Raw genomic sequence first — 18,514 nt, forward strand, 5'->3', positions numbered from 1 at the left:
GGCGGGCGCGCCGCCCCCCCCGGTGGGCCCACCGGCGCCCCCCGCGGGCGGGCTCCCCGGGGATCGGGGAGCCGGCCCTGCGCTGCCGATTCGAGGAGTCAGACCTTCACCGGCTCCGGCATCTGCGGCGCCACCGGACCGCCCGAGGCCACCGGGACCTCCGCCGGCTCCGTCTCCACGTTGAACTCCTCCAGGAGCTCGCGGCTGAAGCCCCAGAAGTACGTCGCCACGAAGCCCACCACGTAGCCGACCAGCAGCCCGCCCGCGTAGATCGCGATCGTCTCGCCGAGGCCCTTGTTGCCGTCGAGGAGCGGGAAGAGGGCCCAGCCCGAGGGGCCGATGGCCGTCGAGCCGACCTTGTCGCCCAGCATGTTGAACAGGCCGACGAAGCCGCCGCCGAACGCGCCGCCGACGCAGGCCGTGACGAACGGGCGGCCGAGCGGGAGCGAGACACCGTAGATCAGCGGTTCGCCGACACCGAGGAAGCCGGCGGGGAGGGCGGACTTGATGGTGCGGCGGATCGAGCCGTTGCGGGGGAGCTTGAGGTAGACGGCGACCGCCGCGCCGACCTGGCCCGCGCCCGCCATCGCGAGGATCGGGAGGAGGACGGTGAAGCCCTGCTGCTCGATCAGGGTGGTGTGGATCGGGATCAGGGCCTGGTGAAGGCCCAGCATCACCAGCGGCAGGAACAGTCCGCCGAGTACGAAGCCGGCGCCGGCGCCCGCGTTGGCGAGGAGCCAGTTGGCGAAGTCCCCGATCGCGGTGGAGACCTCACCGGCCACGAACATCAGGCCGAAGATCGTGACCAGGCCGGAGACCAGGACCGTGAGCGTCGGAGTGACCAGGACGTCGAGCGCCTCCGGCACCCAGCGACGGCACCACTTCTCGACGTACACCGCGAGTACGGCCGCGCCGAGCGCGCCGAGGACACCGCCCTGGCCGGGCGACAGCGTCTGGCCGAAGGCGTCGATCTTGGCGACACCGGGGAAGACGATGATCGCCGCGACGGCGCCGCCCAGGATCGGCGTACCGCCGAACTCCTTCGCGGTGTTGAAGCCGACGAAGACCGCGATCAGCGCCATGAAGCCGCTCGCCATCGCCGCGAGGGCGGGGGTGACGGACGGCAGCCGGCCGAGGTTGATGAGCAGGCCGTTGAGGCCGGCGATGATGCCGCAGCCGATGAGGGCGGGGATCAGCGGGACGAAGATGTTCGCGATCCGGCGGAGGAACAGCTTGAAGGGGGTCTGGTTCTTCGCCTTCCTCGCGGCCTTGATCGCCGCGCCCTGCGCCGCGAGCTCGTCGGCGGTGTGCGTCGGTGCCGACGCGGCGACGAGCGCCTCGAACTCCGGCGTCACCCTCGCCACCGTGCCCGGGCCGAGCACGATCTGGTACGTGTCGTCCTCCACCACGCCCATCACGGACGGCAGGGCCTTCAGGGCCTCGTCCTGGACGAGCGAGCGGTCCCGCAGACCCAGCCGGAGCCGGGTCATGCAGTGGGCCACGGAGCCGATGTTCTCTGCGCCGCCGACGAGCGGGAGGATCGCGGCGGCGATGGCGCGGTTCTTGTCGTCTGTGCTCATGGTGCGGTGGTGCCTTGCTGTGCGGGGGCGGGGAGGTTCAGGACTGCGCGTGCAGGGCGGCGCGCAGATGGCCCTGTGAGTCGGTGAGGCGCTGGTCGGCGCTCTTGGCGTCGATGTCGGCGAGGATCATCAGGATCGCGGTCTTCACCTCGCCGTCGGCGGCGGCGAGGGAGGTCTCGATCTGCTCGTCCGGGGCTCCGGTGGCGAGCGCGACGATCCGCCGCGACCTGGCCTGGAGCTTCTCGTTGGAGGCGCGAACGTCGACCATCAGGTTTCCGTACGTCTTGCCGAGCCGGATCATGGTGATCGTCGAGATCATGTTGAGGACGAGCTTCTGGGCCGTGCCCGCCTTCAACCGGGTGGATCCGGTGAGGAGTTCGGGGCCGGTGACGACCTCGATGCCGTGTTCGGCGGCGGCGCCCAGCCCGCTGTCCGCGTTGCAGGAGAGGCCGATCGTCAACGCGCCCTTGGCGCGGGCGTGTTCGACGGCGCCGATGGCGTACGGGGTGCGGCCGGAGGCGGAGATGCCGACCACCGTGTCGTTCGCGGTGAGGTTCAGGGCGTCGAGGTCGGCGGCGGCGAGTTCGCGGGAGTCCTCCGCGCCTTCCACGGCCTTCACCATGGCGGAGGGGCCGCCCGCGATCAGGCCGACGACCTCGGTGGGGTCGGTGTTGAAGGTGGGCGGGCACTCGCTGGCGTCGAGGACGCCGAGCCGGCCGGCCGTGCCGGCTCCGGCGTAGATCAGCCGCCCGCCGCGCGCCATACGGGCGGCGGTGGCGTCGATGGCGGCGGCGATCGCCGGCAGCCGCTCGGCGACGGCGGCCGGGACGGTCCGGTCCTCGGCGTTCATGGTGCGGGCGATGTCGAGGGTCGGGAGCTGGTCGATCTCCGCGAGCTCGGGCCGGAACGCCTCGGTGGTGAGTGTGGCCAGTTGCGCCTGAAGCTCGGAGTACGTAGAGGACACGTGCGGCTCTTTCGGTGCGTCGTCGTTGACGTTCAGCGGGTGCGGGGGGAGTGGCGGTGGGCGAGGGCTTCGTACGAGGCCGCGAGGGCAGGGGCCGCCGTCTCGTACGTACGTTGGGTGACGCAGGTGAACAGGCAGTCCACGACCAGGAGTTGGCTGGTACGGGACGACATGGCCGCGGGTCGCAGCTCGCTCTCGCGGGCGGTGGAGGTGGTGAGGATGTGGTCGGCGTACTGCGTCACGGGCCCGTCCGGGCGGCCGGTGATCGCGACGGTGGTGGCGCCGTGGTCGAAGGCGACGCGGAGGGGTTCTATGACGTCGCCGGTCGAGCCGGAGTGGGTGATGGCGATGGCGACGTCGCCGGAGCGGAGCTGTACGGCGTTGGTGACGGCGAGGTGCGGGTCGCTGTGCGCGTGCGCGAGGAGGCCGATGCGGAGCAGCTTCTGGCCGAGGTCCTGGGCGACGAGGCCGGAGGCGCCGACGCCGTAGATGTCGATGCGGCGGGCGGTGGCGAGGGCGGCGACGGCGGCACCGAGCTGGACGGTGTCGAGTCCGGCGGCGGTGTCGGCGAGGGTCTGCTGCTCGTCGTAGGCGAGCTTGGCGACCACGTCGGCGATCGGGTCGTCGACGGCGATGTCGGCGGTGACGGAGGGCGCGCGGCCGGACTGCTGCTGGGCGGCGAGTCCGGCGAGGGCGAGGCGGAGGTCGCGGTACCCGGGGTAGCCGAGGAGGCGGGCGGTGCGGACCACGGTCGCCTCGCTCGTGCCGGTGAGCTCGGCCAGGCCGGTGACCGTGAGGGCGGCGCAGCCGGCCGGGTCCCCGGCGACGGCTTCGGCGACCCGCTGCATGGAGCGGGTCATGGACGGCGCGAGGGTGCGCACCTTGGCCGCGAGGGCGGCGGGCGCGGGCGGGGCGTCCTGGGTCGGTCCGGGGGTGGGCCCGCCGGGCCGGCCGACCACCCGGCCGCCTCTGAAACTTTCCTTCACGTCATTGGTCACACCTGAAAGATATTTTCGGGCGCTGGGGGCGTCAAGACCCCTTCGGTCCCGGATGGTCCCGGATGCGGAAGGGACCTTCGTCCCGGAGGCTTGTCGGGTGACCGGCAAGTAAGGGATTGGTGAGTTGACGGTTGTCAACCGAGCCATTCATGATCCCGAAAGGACTTGACCACGCGGGGAGGTGCCACGTGAAGCTGCGTTACAACGAGCGGATCTATCCGACTGTCGAGCAGCAGGTCATGCTGGCGCGGACCTTCGGGTGTGCGCGGACCGTCTACAACGACGGTCTGAGGATGCGGAACGAGGCATACAAGCGGGGCGAGCCGTTCATCACGGACGCCCAGTTGCAGAAGCTCGTCATCACCGCTGGGAAGAAGACCGAAGATCGGGAGTGGCTCAAAGAGGTCTCGTCGGTGGCGCTGGTGCAGTCCCTGGGGGACCTGCATGCCGCCTACCGGAACTTCTTCGCCTCCAGGCGCGGTATGCGCAAGGGTCCGAAGATGCAGCCGCCCCGCATGAAGAAGAAGTCCGGCAGGCAGACGGCCCGGTTCACCCGCAACGGCTTCGTGCTGCGCGGCGATGGTCGGTTGTTCATCGCGAAAGTCGGCGACATCAAGGTCCGCTGGTCCCGCTCGCTGCCTTCCGAGCCGTCGTCGGTCACTGTCATCAAAGACCCGGCGGGCCGCTATTTCGCCTCGTTCGTCGTGGAGGTGGGCGACACCCCACTGGATCCGCTTCACCCGGAAGAGACAGACACTGGTATCGATCTGGGTCTGTCCTCCTATGCGGTCCTGCGTGGCCGGAGGATCGCCTCGCCGAAGTTCTTCCGGCGTCAGGAGAAGAAGCTCAAGCGGGGCCAGCGGAAGCTGTCCCGCGCCCAGACGGGCAGTAGCAACAGACGTAAGGCCAAGCTCGCCGTAGCCAAAGTGCATGCACGCATCGCCGATCAGCGGCGCGACTTCATCGAGCAGGAAACCACCCGTATCGTCCGCGAGAGCCAAGCGGTCTATCTGGAGGACCTGAACGTGAGGGGCATGAGCACCAGGCGCGGCAAGCTCGGCAAGTCCGTCCACGACCAGTCATTCGGCACGTTCGCCCGCGCTCTCGAAGCCAAGTGCGCCCGCTACGGGCGGAGCTTCGTGAAGGTGTCCCGTTGGTTCCCCTCCACCCAGCTGTGTTCCGAATGCGGGGCACTCGTCGGCCCGAAGGGACGCGACCAGCTGCACATCCGGGAGTGGGTGTGCGACTGCGGAGCCCGCCACGATCGGGACGCCAATGCCGAGGCCAATCTCCGCGCCGAAGGGCGCACCCTCCTCGCGGCGGGGCACGCCGAGAGCTAAAACGCCTGCGGAGCCCGGGTAAGACCTCCCAAGAGGGGGTGCCGGGCGATGAAACAGGAACCACCCGGGAGGCCGTGAGGCCGACCTGGGACCCCGGGCCTCAGGCGCGGGAGGGTGCCAGAATGTGTGCATGGACGACATCGACCCTCTGGAGCAGGCGCTGCATGCCGCCCGTGCCCTGGTCCTCGCCGATCTCGCGGCGCGCGACGTGGCAGCGGCCGAGGTCGTGTCGATGGTCGAGGACGCCGTCACCCACCGCCGGTGGTGGGTGGAGCAGTGGCCCGAGGGCATCACGTACGTCGCCGGGCTCGTCGCCCAGGACGTGCAGGACGCGCTCCTGGAGCGCTACGGCCGCTGGCCCATCTGCCCCGTGTGCTCCTCCGGCGACCCGCACGCCCTGGACGTCGAACCCGAACTCGGCCCGGACCCGCACTGGGTCTGCGGCAAGGCGGGCGTGGTCGTCGCCCCGGTCGGAGGTCTGACGTGACGGCGGTCCTCAGGTGACTCTCTTCATCGACCCGCCGACCTGGCCGGGCCACGGCCGTATGTGGTCGCACCTCGTCAGCGACATCTCGCACGAGGAGCTCCACGCCTTCGCCGCGAGGATCGGCGCCCCGCCGCGCGCCTTCGAGCGCGACCACTACGACATCCCGTCGGACCGCTACGCGGACGCGGTGGCGGCCGGCGCGGTCGAGGTCGGCTCGAAGGAACTCGTACGGCGGATCACGGAGGCGGGACTGCGGCGGCCGAAGTTCCCGCGGCGGGAGACGGAGTCCGACCCGCTGTAGCGGGCGGTGCCGCTTGTGGGGCCCGCCTTTCGGGACAGGCCCCATGACCGCGTGCGGCTCAGTAGCTGTAGGCCACGCCGTGCGTCGCCGCGATCCTGCCCGAGGCGTAGTCGTCGTGGATCTTCACCGGGTTGCCGTCGACGTTCCGTACCTTCAGCGTCATCCGGATCTGGCTGCAGCCGCCGAGCTGTGCCTTCGTCAGGCGCAGGGTGTTCGCCGCCGTCTGGTGGTGCTTGGCGTTGCTGATGTTCCACACCGAGACCGGGCCCTTGATCGGGCCGCCGCACAGTGCGCCGTCCGCGTTCTTGGGCTGCGCCTCGACCCACGTCTCGACGCGCGTGAAGGTGTGGTCTGCGGTGCCGCCCGAGCAGATCGAGGAGCCGGCCAGGCAGGTCGTGAGCTCCGCGTCCTGGTAGACGATGATGTCCTCGCCCGTCGGGGTGTTGGTGGAGCCGAGGGTGCTGGCCGTGGCGCCGCGGGCGACGGTGGTGCCGCTGCCGGCGAGCAGCGTCCAGCGGGACATCGAGGAGTAGGTGTCCCTGGCCAGTTCGGCTCCGGCAGGGACGCGCATGGTGACGGTGCGGCCGCCGGTGATGATCGAGGAGTACGAGAGGATCGACAGGCGGCAGGTGTAGCTGCCGTCAGCGGGCGCGATGAACATCCAGCGGAGCCCTGCGGTCAGCGAGGTCTCGTTCGGCGGCACCAGGTTGGCCGCCCAGAAGGCCCCGGCCTCCGTCCCGGTCGGCAGGGCCGTGCCGTCCGCGTTGCGGCAGCGGACGGCGAAGGTGTTGCCGATGTTGTCACCGGCCCCGACGGCCGAGACCGGTCCCGTCGAGAAGTGCCGGGACCAGAGGACCGACCGCTCGCCGGCGAGCGCGTCGAAGGCGATCTCCGTACCCGGCACGTCGAGGTACGTGTCGGCGTTCCGCGTCACCTGGTACTCGAACGCCGTCGACGCCGCGGTGGCGGGCGCGGCGCCCAGCAACGAGCCGCCCAGGGCAAGTGCGAGGACGCCGACCGCCGCCCGGCCAAGCCCCTTGATTCTGTTGAGTTTCACTGCGTTCTCCCCCACGGTCTCGTGTGTGACAGGCGATCGTCGCACACCCGTGCGGGCGGGAGCCCTGTCAGTCGGCAGCCGTGAGCGACGTACGGGGGGCGACGAGCTCCTTCTCCCGCTCCGGGGTGGAGGAGGCCACCACACGCGAGCGGGACTTGTGCAGCCGTAGTGAGAGCGCGACCGTCGCCAGTGCCACCACTGTCATGGCCGCTCCCGCCCACGCGGTCGCCGCGAAGCCGAAGTCCGCGTCGATGACCGTGCCGCCGAACCAGGGGCCGGCGGTGTTGCCCAGGTTGAAGGCGGCCGTGGTGGTGGCGCCCGCGAGGGTCGGCGCGGCGCCGGCCACGTTGAACATGCGGGCGTTGAGGGCGGGCGCGGTGTAGAAGGCCGAGACGCCGAGCAGGAAGGACAGGGCGATCACTGCGGCCGGGCTGGACGCGAAGAGGGCCAGGGCGACCAGGAAGACCGTCGAGGCGGTGATGCCGGTGAGCAGGACCCCGAAGAGGTGGGCGTCGGCGACCCGGCCGCCGATCGTCGTACCGATCAGCGCGCCGATGCCGAAGAGGCCGAGGATCGCGGAGACCCAGCGGGTGTCGATCCCGGCGACGTCCGTGATGACCGGGGCCAGGTACGAGAACGCGCAGAAGACACCGCCCGCGGCGAGCGCCGTGATCACGATCGAGAGCAGGACCTGGCGGTCGCGGTAGATCACCAGCTCACGCTTGAGGCGGGGCTTGGTCTCGGGGAGCGGGATGTGCGGGATCCGGGTCACCACGCCCACGAGCGCGATCGCCGAGGCCACGCCGACCGCCCAGAACGCGGCGCGCCAACCGAGGTGCTCGCCGAGGAAGGCGCCGGCGGGGACGCCGAGGACGTTGGCGATCGAGAGACCGCCGATCATGACCGCCATGGCACGGGCGCGCGAGCTCACGGGGACCATCGCGATGGCGACGGCGGCGCCGACCGCCCAGAATCCGGCGCAGGCGAGCGCGCTCACGATCCGGGAGGCGAAGAGGACGGCGTAGTTGGGTGCGAGGGCGCCGGCGACCTGGCCGAGGCCGAAGACGGTGATCAGGGTGACCAGGGTCGTCTTGCGGGGGAGCCGGAGGGTCGCGACGGCGAGCAGCGGGGCGCCGACGACCATGCCGATGGCGAAGGCGGAGATGAGGAGGCCGGCGCGGGGGATCGAGACGTTCATGTCGTCGGCGATGGGTGGGAGGAGGCCGGACAGCATGAATTCGCTCGTGCCGAGCGCGAAGACGGAGAGGCCGAGGATGTAGACGGCCAGGGGCATACGGGTGGCGGCGGGGGCGGACGGGGGTGCGGTGCGCTCGGCGGAGGTTGACGGCATGACATGCGTCAACCTGCGGTTTGTGCCTGACATTCCCCCGGGGCGGGTTGTCTCGCGATACGGACGCCGGTCCCGCCGTGCCTGCGGCGGGACCGGTGCCGCGTGCCGTCAGGCGACGTGGTCGCCCGGGTCCCCGACGTTGGGCAGGGAAGCCGGTTGCCGGCCGCCGAGGGGAGCACGCCAGTTGCCCGTGCCCTGGTAGAGGTACTGGCCGTTCGGGCTGACGGCGACGAGGTCGGCGCGGCCGTCCCGGTTGGCGTCGCCGACGCCGACCAGGTGCGTGTACCCGCCCCAGCCGGTGCCGATCCTGATGCGGGTGTCGAAGGTGCCGTCGCCCTTGCCGAGGTACGCCCAGAGGACACCCGCGCTGTCGCGGGCGACGAGGTCACCTGCGGCGCCTCCGGCGATGTCACCGGTGGCGGTGATCTGGTTGTAGCCCTGCCAGCCCCAGCCGATCTTCACGCGGGTCGTGTACGGCGTCCGCCAGCTGCCGGTGCCCTTGTGGAGCCACATGGCCCCGGCGGCGTCGGTGGCCACGAGGTCGGGCTTCCCGTCGCCGTTGAGGTCGCTGCCGGCGGCGATCTTGGTGTAGCCGCCCCAGCCGGTGCCGATCTTGTAGCGGCCGGCGAAGGTGCCGTCGCCGTTGCCGAGGTGGTGCCACAGGACACCGGCGGCGTCACGGGCGACGATGTCCCCGTGGGCGGCTCCGGCGATGTTGCCGGCGGCCTCGATCTGGTTGTAGCCGCCCCAGCCGGTGCCGATCAGCTTGCGCGACTGGGCCGTCAGCTGGCCGGACTCCTCGTAGAAGCTGGTGTCGCTCCGCCACAGCCTGCCGGAGCCGTCACGGGAGAGCAGGTCCGGGGAGCCGTTGTCGTCGTAGTCGTGCGGCGCGGCCTTGCGGGTGACCTTGAACGCGCCGGAGGCGCTCGCGGCCGGGCCGATCCCGTTGAGCGGCTTCGCGGTCAGCTGCCAGGTGTAGTCGCCGTTGTAGGCGCTCGTGAAGTCCGAGCCGATGATGCCGTCCCAGGTGAAGGTCACGCTCGGGTTGTACGGGTGGGTCTCGGTGAACGTGCGGACCTTCCCGGTCCGGACGTGGCGCAGGGTGACGTCCACCTTGACGGTGCTCCGGGAGAGTCCCCAGGTGAAGGCCGCCTTCCCGCCGTTCTTGTCGAGGTCGACGACGGAGGGGATGTCGTTGGCGCCGATGACGACGTGGGTGGGCTCGCCGGTGGTCGCCACCAGGCCGACGGTCGGAGCCGCCCCGTCCGCGCCGGGCACGATCTTGTAGAGGCCCTCGCCCTGGGCGATGGTGCCGCCGCGTACGTACAGGCCGTCGGGAGCCGCCGAGGACGACGTCAGGTGGTCGAGCAGCTTCACCTTCGCCCCGGTGGCGGCGTTGTAGGCGGTCAGGGCGTACAGCGGGTTCGTGTCGCCGTTGGAGAGGCCGCCGGCCTCGCCGTACACCACCCAGCCGCCGACCAGGCCGAGCTGGAGGTCGTTCGTGTACGCGTCCTCGACCGGGACCTCCGCGACCGTGTCCGTGGCCCGGTCCAGGAGGTACACCGCCGGGCGGTCGGTCTCGTCGCCGTCGGTCCAGGCGACGTGCGTCTGCGAGACGGCGATGTCGCCGTTGCCGGAGGTCGGCGTGCGGTGGTGGATCTCGTCGACGGTTCCGGTGGCGAGATCGAGCAGGCCCCACTTCTTCCCTGTGCCGTCCATGAACGTGACCAGGGCGTCATCCGGGGTGCCCGGGGTGACCGAGACGGCGCTCGCCCCGGCCGGGAGGCCGGTCACGGTCACGGTGCCACCCTCGGACGGGTGCCTGTGCTGCCGCACCGTGCCGTCCGCGGACCGCGTGAACACCGCGTTCGCCGCCGATCCGACGTAGGTGGCGCCGGCGGCCGACCCGACGGGGACGTCGAGCACCGACATGGTGGTCAGGTTCCGGAGGGTGACCTGGTAGGTCATCGGAAAGACCAGGTAGTCCGTGGTCCGCGAGGACCGCAGGGCGGTGCTGAACCCGTAACCCGTGCCGGTTCCGTCCTTGAGCGACCGAACCGCCGTGGTGAAGCTTCCGTCGGCCCGCGTGGTGAAGTAGCCCAGCCCGGCATCGATCAGCTTGGCGTTCTTCGGGAAGGCGACAGGGGCCGCGGCGGTGTTCGCCACATCCGTCGTCGCCGCCGTCGTCGCCGTGGTGACGGCGTGCGCCGGGGCGGACAGCGTGCCCGCACCGAGCGTGACGGCGAGAACGGTGGTGGTGGCGGCGATGAGCCGCCGCCGGGTCGAGCGGGCGTGCGCCACGTTCTGTTCTCCCTCACAAGCATCAGGCGCACCGTGCGCCACACCTGATGTGACCCGTGACGGAGCGAAAGGTTGTACGAGGAGCGGGTGTCGGCCCGTCAGGCCCCGAGGGCCGCCAGCTCCCTTTCCAGGTTCCGTCGGGCCGCCGATTCCCAGGCCGCCGCGCCGTACGGGGTGCGGAACAGGCGGGGCAGGGAGAGGAGTTGGCGCAGGACCGCCGCGCGGCCCTGGCGGAACGCGTCCTCCGGGACGAAGCCGTACTCCTCACGGACCGCCCGCACATACCCCCCGTACGTATCCTCGTCCGTCGCCAGGATCGCCAGGTCCGCATCGCAGAGGATCTCGCCGTTGATGTCGCCGTCCGCCGGGTCGTGGGTGATCGTCAGGCGGACCAGGCGGGCCACCTCCGCCACCTCGTGGGGAGTGAGGCCCGCCTCGGTCAGGGCCTTTTCGGCCAGGACCGCCGAGCGCTCCTCGTTCTCCGAGCGTTCCGGGCGGTAGACCGCGTCGTGGAACCAGGCGGCCAGCCGGACCAGCTCCAACTCCCCACCCTCGCCGCCCTGATCGGCGAGCTCGTCGATGCGGTCGAGGACCGCCCGCAGGTGGTCCACCGTGTGGTACCTCCGCTGCGGCTCGGCCCACCGGGTCAGCAGATTCCGGCCGTACGGGGCGGGGTCCGGGCCCTCGTGGCCGGTGCGGGCGGCGCGCAGGGTGGCGTTCCAGCGCTGGAGCAGGGCGGGGTCCGAAGGTTCGGTCATGGCTGCATTCTGCCGCCCCGAGAACCTGGAAGCTCGCGTTCCAACTCCCCCTCCATCACAGCCTTACATACCCCCCATAGGTATGCTACGGTGCTCCGCGAAGGTACCCCCTAGGGGTATGTGCGAGAGAAGGAGCAGGGCAATGTCAACCGTCAATCCCCGGCGCTGGTGGGCACTTGTCGTGCTCGCCGCCGCCCAGTTCATGGTCATCATGGACACGTCGATCATCGGCGTCGCGCTCCCCGAGATGCAGAAGGACCTGGGCTTCTCGCAGAGTGAACTCCAGTGGATCTTCAACGCCTACGTCATCGTCTTCGGCGGACTCCTGCTCCTCGGCGGCCGCCTCTCCGACCTTGTCGGCGCCCGCAAGATCTTCGTCTCCGGCTGGGCGATCATGATCGCCGGCTCGGTCGTCGCCGCCGCCGCGCAGACCGCCTGGGTCGAGATCGTCGGCCGCGCCGTCCAGGGTGTCGGCGGTGCGCTCATCGCGCCCTCCGCCATGACCCTGCTGATGATGCTCTTCATGCACGACCCGAAGGAGCTCGGCAAGGCGATGGCGCTCTACGGCGCCGCGGCCCCCGCCGGCGGCACCGCGGGCGTCTTCCTCGGCGGTGTCTTCACCGAGTGGATGAGCTGGCAGTGGGTCTTCATCATCTACATCCCGATCGGCCTCGCCACCCTCGCCGCCACCAAGCTGCTCCCGGCCGTCGAGTCCCGCCGCGGCTCCGTCGACATCCTCGGCGCCGTCGCCGTCACCGCCGGTCTCGCGCTCGCCGTGTTCGCCGTCGTCCGTGCCCCCGAGGTCGGCTGGGGCGCCACCGCCACCATCCTGGAACTGGTCGGCGCCGCCGCCCTGCTCATCCTCTTCTTCGTGATCCAGAAGTCGGTCCGCGAGCCGCTCATGCCGCTCAGCGTGTGGCGCGTCCCGCGCCTCGGCTCGGCCAACCTGGCGATGACGCTGCTCGGCGCCGCGTGGATCCCGATGTGGTACTTCCTCAACCTCTACCTGCAGCAGGTCCTCGGCTACGGCGCCTTCGCCTCCGGTGCCGCCCTGCTCCCGATGACCGTCCTGCTGATGATCTTCATGACGGCCATCACCGCCCGCCTCATGGGCAGGTTCGGTGCCAAGCCGCTGATCGCCGGCGGCCTGCTCGTCCTCGCGGCCGGGCTCGTCTGGCTGGCGGCCGTCCCGCCGACCGGCAGCTTCCTCGTCGACGTCCTGCCCGCCTCGCTGGTCGCCGCGCTCGGCATGTCCCTCGCCTACATCCCCGCGATGATCGCCGCGATGGCCGGCGCCCCGCAGGAGCAGGCCGGTCTCGCCTCCGGCATCGTCAACACCACCTACAACGTGGGCTCCGCCCTCGGTCTGGCCGCGCTGACCGCCGTCGCCATGTCCCAGGGCGCCGACAGGATCGGCGACCTGCCCGCCCTCACGGACGGCTTCTCGGCCGCCTTCGTCGGCGCCGCGGTCATCGCCGCCGTCGGTGGTGTGATCACGCTCCTCGTCATGAAGAGCGACAAGTCCCTCGCAGCCGAGTCCACCCCCGCCCCGCAGGGGGAGAAGGTCTCCGCGTGAGGCGTGACCGCGCCGACCGAGGGGCCGCCCGATGTCCGTCCACAGGACATCGGGCGGCCCCTTTTCCGTATCCGAGTCAGGGAGCAGCCATGGACATCCGTACCCGCGCCGTGCACGTCGTCGACGAGCCGCCCGAGGAGGGCGGTCGGCCGCTCTCCGTACCGCTCGTGCAGTCCTCGGCCTTCGCCTTCGACTCGGCCGACGCGCTGGCCGAGGCCATGGCGGGCCCCGACGGCCGCTACGTCTACAGCAGGCGCGGCAATCCCACCGTACGAGCCCTGGAGCGAACCCTGGCCGGGCTCGAAGGCGGTGCGTCCGCCCTCGCCTTCGCCTCCGGCATGGGCGCGATCAGCGGCGTCCTGCTCGCCCTGCTGCGGCCCGGCGACCGGGTGGTGGCGCAACGGTGCCTGTACGGAGGGACGTACGCGGTCCTGTCGGATCTCGCGGAGCGGTACGGGATCGAGGTCACGTACATCTCGGGTGACGACGTCGCCGAGTTCGAGGAGGCGGCCGCACGCGGGGCCCGGCTGCTCGTCCTGGAGACCATCGCCAATCCGACCGGACACGTCCCGCAGCTGCCCGGCCTGCTGGCGGCCGCCCGGCACCTCGGGGTGACCTCGCTCGTCGACAACTCGCTCGCCTCGCCGGTTCTCTGCCGCCCCCTGGAGCTCGGCGCGGACATCGTCGTCCACTCCACCACCAAGTACCTCTCCGGGCACTCGGACGTCCTCGGTGGCGCCGCGGTCTTCGCCGACGACGGGCTGCGGCGCGCGGTGTGGCCGCGGACGGTCGAACTGGGCGCCTGCGCCGACCCGTTCGCCGCCTGGCTGACGCTGCGCGGGCTGCAGACGCTGCCGCTGCGGATGCGGGAGCACTGCGCGAACGCCGCCGTTCTCGCCGAGCGGCTCGCGGTCCGCCCGGACGTGACCGCCGTCCATCATCCGTGGCTCGTGGGCCACCCCTCGTACGGCACGGCCCGCGAGGTGCTCTCCGGGGGCGGCGGGCTGCTCTCCTTCGAGCTGGCGGGCGGCCGGGAGGCGGGCCGGGCGTTCATCGAGCGGGTGCGGATCGCCCGGCTCGCGCTCTCCCTCGGCGGCGTCGAGACGCTCGTGACCCATCCCGCGTCCACCTCCCACCGGGAGCTCGACGCCGAGGCGCTGAACGCGGCCGGCATAGGCGTCGGCCTGGTGCGGGTGTCCGTCGGCATCGAGGACGTCGAGGACCTGTGGGGGGACTTCGAGCAGGCGCTCGGCGGCGGTGAAGAGCCGGGCGGCTGGGGGCACATGAGTCTTCTTTTGGGTTGACAAAATAAATGAGCCATTCGTAGATTGGGTGATGTCAGAGAACGCCAGGGAACGACCATCCTTTAGGTCAAGGGGGGCGCGGGATGCGCTACTTCGAGGACTTCCGGCCGGGCGACGTCCATGAACTGGGCACCGTCACCGTCACCACGGAGGAGGTGCTGGAGTTCGGCAGGCGCTTCGATCCGCAGCCCTTCCACACGGACCCCGATCTCGCCACGCGCTCGCAGTTCGGCGGACTGATCGCGAGCGGCTTCCACACCCAGGCCATGTTCATGCGGCGCTACGTGGACGGACTGCTCGCCTACAGCGCCTGCATGGGCTCACCCGGAATCGACGAGGTCCGCTATCTGCGTCCCGTACGACCCGGGGACGTCCTGACCGCCCGCGTGGAGATCCTTGGCTCCACCCCGTCGCCGTTCAATCCCGCCACCGGCACCGTCAAACCGCGGTGCACGCTCGTGGCCGCCGACGGGACGGCCGTGTTCAGCATGATCCTGCACAGCATCTTCCGGCGCCGTCCCGCCGGTTCCGAGGCCGCGCATCTGTCGTCGATGCCCGCGGCCGAGGACCCCGTTGCCTGTGCGCGCGTCAGTGCCTGAACACGGCCGTCCGAATCTCTCCATCACATGAAGGGGGACCTCCTGTGGAGGCCGTATCCCGCACCGCCCAGTGGACCGCCGCAGCGCGCGCCCTGGAGACCGAGCGCGAGGACCGGCTGTTCGCCGATCCCTACGCGCGCACCGTCGCCGACGAGGTCGGCTTCGAACTGCTCGAGCGCTACGCCGGGGCCGGCACCGTGCCGTTCCTCGCCATCCGCACCACCTACCTGGACCGGGCCATCGTGCGCGCCGTCGAGGAGCGGGGCATCCGCCAGGTCGTCTTCCTCGCCGCCGGCATGGACACCCGTTTCTTCCGCCTGCCCTGGCCCGACGGCGTCACCGTCTACGAGCTCGACCGCCCGGCCCTCCTGGAGGCCAAGGCGAAGATGCTCGCCGACGAGCCCCTGCCGGCCGGCCGCACCCGGATCACCGTCCCGGTCGACCTGACCCAGGACTGGACCGGCCCCCTGAAGGAGGCCGGCTGGAAGAGCGACGAGCCCGTCCTGTGGGTGGTCGAGGGCCTGCTGTTCTTCCTCCCCGAGGAGGCCGTACGGACCCTCATCTCGACGCTCTCCGCCCACGCGGCGCCCGGCTCGGTGCTGCTCGGCGACGTCATCTCCCGGGCCGCGCTGGAGAACCCGTTGTCGCGTCCGTTCCTCGGCGCGCTGAGGGAGGACGGCAATCCGTGGCTCTTCGGCACCGAGGAGCCCGAGGCGCTGCTCGCCGCCTGCGGCTGGGACGTACGCGAGGTCAAGCAGCCCGGTGAGGACGGCGCCGACTTCCAACGCTGGCCGTACCCGGTTCCGGCGCGCAACGTGCCGGGCGTACCGCGGTCCTTCCTGTTCAGCTGCGACCTGCCGGGAGCCTCCGGCACCGGCTCGGGGTTCGCCGCGTGATCGCCGTGATCGGCCCGGCGGCGTGTTCCTCGGACCGCCGCGGCGCCCGATCCGTGACCGGCCGCCCCCCGACCCGAGAGGAGACTCCCGTATGAGCGCCCACGACTTCCACCAGAAGGTCATCACCGACGCCGGCGCCGCCGTCCGCGGCCTGACCGTCGCCCTCGGAGAGCGGCTCGGCCTCTACAAGGCGCTGGCCGAGTCCGGCCCGCTCACCTCCGTCCAGCTCGCCGAGAAGACCGGCACGAACCCCCGGTACATCGAGGAGTGGCTGCACGCGCAGCTCTCCGCCGGCTACGTCGAACGCCACCCGAGCGCCGCCACGTACACGCTCCCCGCCGACCACGTCGAGGTCCTCGCCGACCCGAAGGCCGTCACCTTCGCCGCCGGGTTCTTCACCGCGCTCAAGGCGCTGTACGCCACCGAGGACCTGCTCGTCGAGGCGTACCGCACCGGCGACGGCGTCGGCTGGGCCGAGCACGACGCGGCGCTCGACACCGGCATGGGCTCCTTCTTCCAGCCCACGTACGAGCACAAGCTCGTACCGGACTGGCTGCCCGCCCTGCACCAGGTCACGGACAAGCTCGCCGCGGGCGGCACCGTCGCCGACGTCGGCTGCGGTGTCGGCCACACCACCCTGCTGATCGCCAAGGCGTTCCCCCGGGCCACCGTCCACGGCTTCGACTACTCCGAAGAGGCCATCTCCATCGCCCGGCAGCTCGCCGAGGAGGCCGGCCTGTCCGACCGGGTCGTCTTCGAGGTCGCCTCCGCCGACGACTACCCCGGCTCCGGCTACGACCTGGTCTGCTTCTTCAACGCCCTGCACGACATGGGCGACCCGGTCGCCGCCGCCCAGCACGTCCACAAGTCCCTGGACGCGGACGGCACCTGGATGCTCGTCGAGTCGAACGTCTCGCCCGCCGACATCGACACCAACACCCCCGCCGCGCGCATGTTCATGGCCCTGTCCGCCGTGATGTGCCTGCCCGTCGCGGTCGCCCAGCGCGGCCGGCACGCGCTCGGCAATCACTCCGGCGAGAAGGCCTTCCGCGCCATCGCCGAGGAGGCCGGCTTCACCCGCTGGCGCCGCGCCACCGAGACCCCGGTCAACGCGGTCTACGAAGTCCGGCCCTGACCAGCTTTCCCGTCCTTAGGAGCTCTCCATGGGCGTCAGCGCCCCCCTGCCCGTCACCGACCGGTTCATGGAAGTCCTTGAGCGGCTCAGCTCCCGCTCCATCGAGGAGTACTACAACCCCTACCAGCAGTTCGACTGGCCCGATCGGCTGGAGGAGAAGCAGCTGTGGATGACGCCGGAGCTGCTCACCGTGTACGGCACCCCGTACTACGACGAGCTCGGTGAGGAGACGATCCAGAAGCTGTCGAAGTGGGAGTCGATCAACTTCTACAGCCTGAACGTGCACGGCATCCGCGAGCTCCTCATCGAGGTCGTCGGCCGTATCCACATGCCGGGCTTCGAGGTCCCCTCGGACTTCTTCCACCACTTCATCGGCGAAGAGAACGAACACATGTGGTTCTTCGCCGAGTTCTGCCGCCGCTACGGCAACAAGATCTACGGCTCCACCGCGATGCGCGCCGACTCCGCCTGGGAGCCGGAGGTGGAGAACTTCCTGGTCTTCGCCCGCATCCTGTTCTTCGAGGAGCTGGTCGACCACTACAACATGCGGATGGCACAGGACGACTCCCTGTGCCGCACCATCCGCGAGGTCAACCGCATCCACCACCAGGACGAGTCCCGCCACATCGCCTTCGGCCGCGAGCTCGTCTCGCTGCTCTTCTCCCGGATGCGCGAGGCGGTGCCCGCCGCACGGGTCGCGGAGGTCGAGGCGTATCTGAAGCGGTACGTCGTCTACAGCATCAACTCCCTCTACAACCCGCACGTCTACCGCGACGCCGGCGTCGCCGACCCGCTGGCCCTGCGCAACGCGCTGGTCGCCGACGAGCGCCGCCGCCCGTACGAGCGCAAGGCGATCCGCAAGCCGCTCGCCTTCTTCCTGAAGACCGGGATCTTCTCCGACGACACCCTGCCCGTCGTCTGACGGCCGCCGGACCGTCGCACCCGAGAGGTGAATCCACCATGACCGTGACGACCCCCGCGAGCGTCGGGGCCCCCGGGGAGGCCAGGGGACTGCCGTCCCTCGGCCCCGAGGCGACCGCGCTGCTGCGGCTGCTCGACGACACCTTCGAGAGCTGGGGAGTGACCGCGGGCGCCCGCCCGATGACCATGCCCCCGCTCCTGCCGGCCGCCGACCTGGCCCGGCTCGACTACTACGACAACTTCCCCCACCAGGCCGTCGTCGCCGCCCCGCTCGACCTGGAGCGCCGCGAGACCTCGACCTTCTGTTCCGACACCGGCTGCTTTCCGTGCGACGCGCTCGAACCCGCCGCGCTCGGACTGCCCTCGGCGTCCTGCTACGCCGTCTACCTCGACCACCAGGGCCGGCAGGTCGCCGACGACACCCTGGTGACCGTCTGCTCCTGGTGCTTCCGCAAGGAGACCCACTACGAGGGGATGCGGCGCCAACTCGGCTTCCGCATGCGGGAGATCGTCGCCATCGGCGGGCGCGAGCACGCCGAGACGCATCTCGTCGACTTCACCGACCGCATCCACTCCTTCGCCGCGGCGCTCGACCTGCCGCTGCGCCGGGAGGCCGCCTGCGACCCGTTCTTCGACAAGGGCGGATCCAAGGCGGTGCTCCAGCGCCTCACCCCGGTGAAGCACGAGTTCCTGTACGAGGACCTGGCGATCGCCTCGGTCAACACGCACCGCAACTTCTTCGGCGAGCGCTGCGCGATCACGCTGGCGTCGACCGGCGGGCCGGCGTTCACCAGCTGCGTCGCCTTCGGCCTGGAGCGCTGGCTGTCGGCGCTGACCCGGCGCCACGGCAGCTGGGATGCGGCCACCCGGGCGGTCCTCGACGCGAACGCCCGGATGCGGGCCGACGCGAGTGACGTCGGCGTGGCGGCCGGGCCGGTGATCTGAC

At 70.9% G+C, this 18,514-nt stretch carries 17 protein-coding genes; 10 read left to right on the forward strand and 7 right to left on the reverse strand.

Annotated elements, in window-relative coordinates:
• Window positions 1–98: 98 nt before the first annotated feature.
• Genes ACFC0D_RS28090 through ACFC0D_RS28100 form a run of 3 tightly spaced genes read right to left on the reverse strand, consistent with a single transcriptional unit; the run spans window position 99 to window position 3,542 of the window.
• A complete protein-coding gene (locus ACFC0D_RS28090; RefSeq protein WP_376441556.1) occupies window positions 99–1,580 on the reverse strand; it encodes a PTS transporter subunit EIIC in 1,482 nt (493 codons plus the stop codon).
• A 37-nt stretch (window positions 1,581–1,617) separates the two neighbouring features.
• Window positions 1,618–2,544, reverse strand: a complete 927-nt coding sequence (gene murQ / locus ACFC0D_RS28095) for an N-acetylmuramic acid 6-phosphate etherase (protein WP_376441559.1) — start codon at window positions 2,542–2,544, stop codon at window positions 1,618–1,620.
• Window positions 2,545–2,576: 32 nt separating this feature from the next.
• Window positions 2,577–3,542, reverse strand: a complete 966-nt coding sequence (locus ACFC0D_RS28100) for a MurR/RpiR family transcriptional regulator (protein WP_376441561.1) — start codon at window positions 3,540–3,542, stop codon at window positions 2,577–2,579.
• Between the two features lie 188 nt (window positions 3,543–3,730).
• Here ACFC0D_RS28100 and ACFC0D_RS28105 point away from each other — a divergent pair, with 188 nt between their 5' ends.
• The 3 genes from ACFC0D_RS28105 (at window position 3,731) to ACFC0D_RS28115 (ending at window position 5,670) form a co-directional block, all read left to right on the forward strand.
• Window positions 3,731–4,882, forward strand: coding sequence for an RNA-guided endonuclease InsQ/TnpB family protein (locus tag ACFC0D_RS28105; RefSeq protein ID WP_376441564.1), 1,152 nt, complete (start codon window positions 3,731–3,733; stop codon window positions 4,880–4,882).
• A gap of 130 nt (window positions 4,883–5,012) precedes the next feature.
• Window positions 5,013–5,369 (forward strand): hypothetical protein, encoded by a 357-nt coding sequence (locus ACFC0D_RS28110; protein WP_329117808.1) that lies wholly within the window; start codon window positions 5,013–5,015, stop codon window positions 5,367–5,369.
• A gap of 13 nt (window positions 5,370–5,382) precedes the next feature.
• The gene (locus ACFC0D_RS28115; RefSeq protein WP_376441567.1) at window positions 5,383–5,670 is read left to right on the forward strand and encodes a DUF4031 domain-containing protein; all 288 of its coding nucleotides are present in this window, start codon (window positions 5,383–5,385) and stop codon (window positions 5,668–5,670) included.
• Between the two features lie 58 nt (window positions 5,671–5,728).
• Here ACFC0D_RS28115 and ACFC0D_RS28120 read toward each other — a convergent pair whose 3' ends face one another.
• The 4 genes from ACFC0D_RS28120 to ACFC0D_RS28135 form a co-directional block, all read right to left on the reverse strand.
• On the reverse strand, window positions 5,729–6,727 hold the full coding sequence (locus ACFC0D_RS28120; protein WP_376441569.1) for a hypothetical protein: 999 nt from the start codon (window positions 6,725–6,727) through the stop codon (window positions 5,729–5,731).
• Window positions 6,728–6,794: 67 nt separating this feature from the next.
• Entirely contained in the window at window positions 6,795–8,021 is a 1,227-nt protein-coding gene (locus ACFC0D_RS28125) for a Cmx/CmrA family chloramphenicol efflux MFS transporter (protein WP_376441660.1), read from the reverse strand.
• 165 nt (window positions 8,022–8,186) lie between these two features.
• Entirely contained in the window at window positions 8,187–10,379 is a 2,193-nt protein-coding gene (locus ACFC0D_RS28130) for an FG-GAP repeat domain-containing protein (RefSeq protein ID WP_376441572.1), read from the reverse strand.
• A gap of 98 nt (window positions 10,380–10,477) precedes the next feature.
• Complete coding sequence (locus ACFC0D_RS28135) at window positions 10,478–11,137, reverse strand: hypothetical protein (protein WP_376441574.1); 660 nt, start codon at window positions 11,135–11,137, stop codon at window positions 10,478–10,480.
• A 142-nt stretch (window positions 11,138–11,279) separates the two neighbouring features.
• Between ACFC0D_RS28135 and ACFC0D_RS28140 the strand changes: the two genes are divergently transcribed.
• The 7 genes from ACFC0D_RS28140 to ACFC0D_RS28170 all read left to right on the forward strand — a co-directional run bounded on the left by ACFC0D_RS28140 (window position 11,280) and on the right by ACFC0D_RS28170 (window position 18,513).
• Window positions 11,280–12,713 (forward strand): MFS transporter, encoded by a 1,434-nt coding sequence (locus ACFC0D_RS28140; protein WP_376441577.1) that lies wholly within the window; start codon window positions 11,280–11,282, stop codon window positions 12,711–12,713.
• An 89-nt stretch (window positions 12,714–12,802) separates the two neighbouring features.
• A complete protein-coding gene (locus ACFC0D_RS28145; RefSeq protein ID WP_376441580.1) occupies window positions 12,803–14,017 on the forward strand; it encodes a trans-sulfuration enzyme family protein in 1,215 nt (404 codons plus the stop codon).
• A gap of 83 nt (window positions 14,018–14,100) precedes the next feature.
• The gene (locus ACFC0D_RS28150; protein ID WP_376441583.1) at window positions 14,101–14,616 is read left to right on the forward strand and encodes a MaoC family dehydratase; all 516 of its coding nucleotides are present in this window, start codon (window positions 14,101–14,103) and stop codon (window positions 14,614–14,616) included.
• Window positions 14,617–14,660: 44 nt separating this feature from the next.
• Entirely contained in the window at window positions 14,661–15,512 is an 852-nt protein-coding gene (locus ACFC0D_RS28155; RefSeq protein WP_376441586.1) for a class I SAM-dependent methyltransferase, read from the forward strand.
• Window positions 15,513–15,603: 91 nt separating this feature from the next.
• Window positions 15,604–16,647, forward strand: coding sequence for a class I SAM-dependent methyltransferase (locus ACFC0D_RS28160; RefSeq protein ID WP_376441588.1), 1,044 nt, complete (start codon window positions 15,604–15,606; stop codon window positions 16,645–16,647).
• A 28-nt stretch (window positions 16,648–16,675) separates the two neighbouring features.
• Complete coding sequence (locus ACFC0D_RS28165) at window positions 16,676–17,569, forward strand: diiron oxygenase (RefSeq protein ID WP_376441590.1); 894 nt, start codon at window positions 16,676–16,678, stop codon at window positions 17,567–17,569.
• Between the two features lie 38 nt (window positions 17,570–17,607).
• Window positions 17,608–18,513, forward strand: a complete 906-nt coding sequence (locus tag ACFC0D_RS28170) for a hypothetical protein (RefSeq protein ID WP_376441593.1) — start codon at window positions 17,608–17,610, stop codon at window positions 18,511–18,513.
• Window position 18,514: the final 1 nt, after the last annotated feature.

Origin of the sequence: Streptomyces sp. NPDC056222 (genome assembly GCF_042264065.1) — a bacterium.
Lineage (GTDB): Bacteria > Actinomycetota > Actinomycetes > Streptomycetales > Streptomycetaceae > Streptomyces.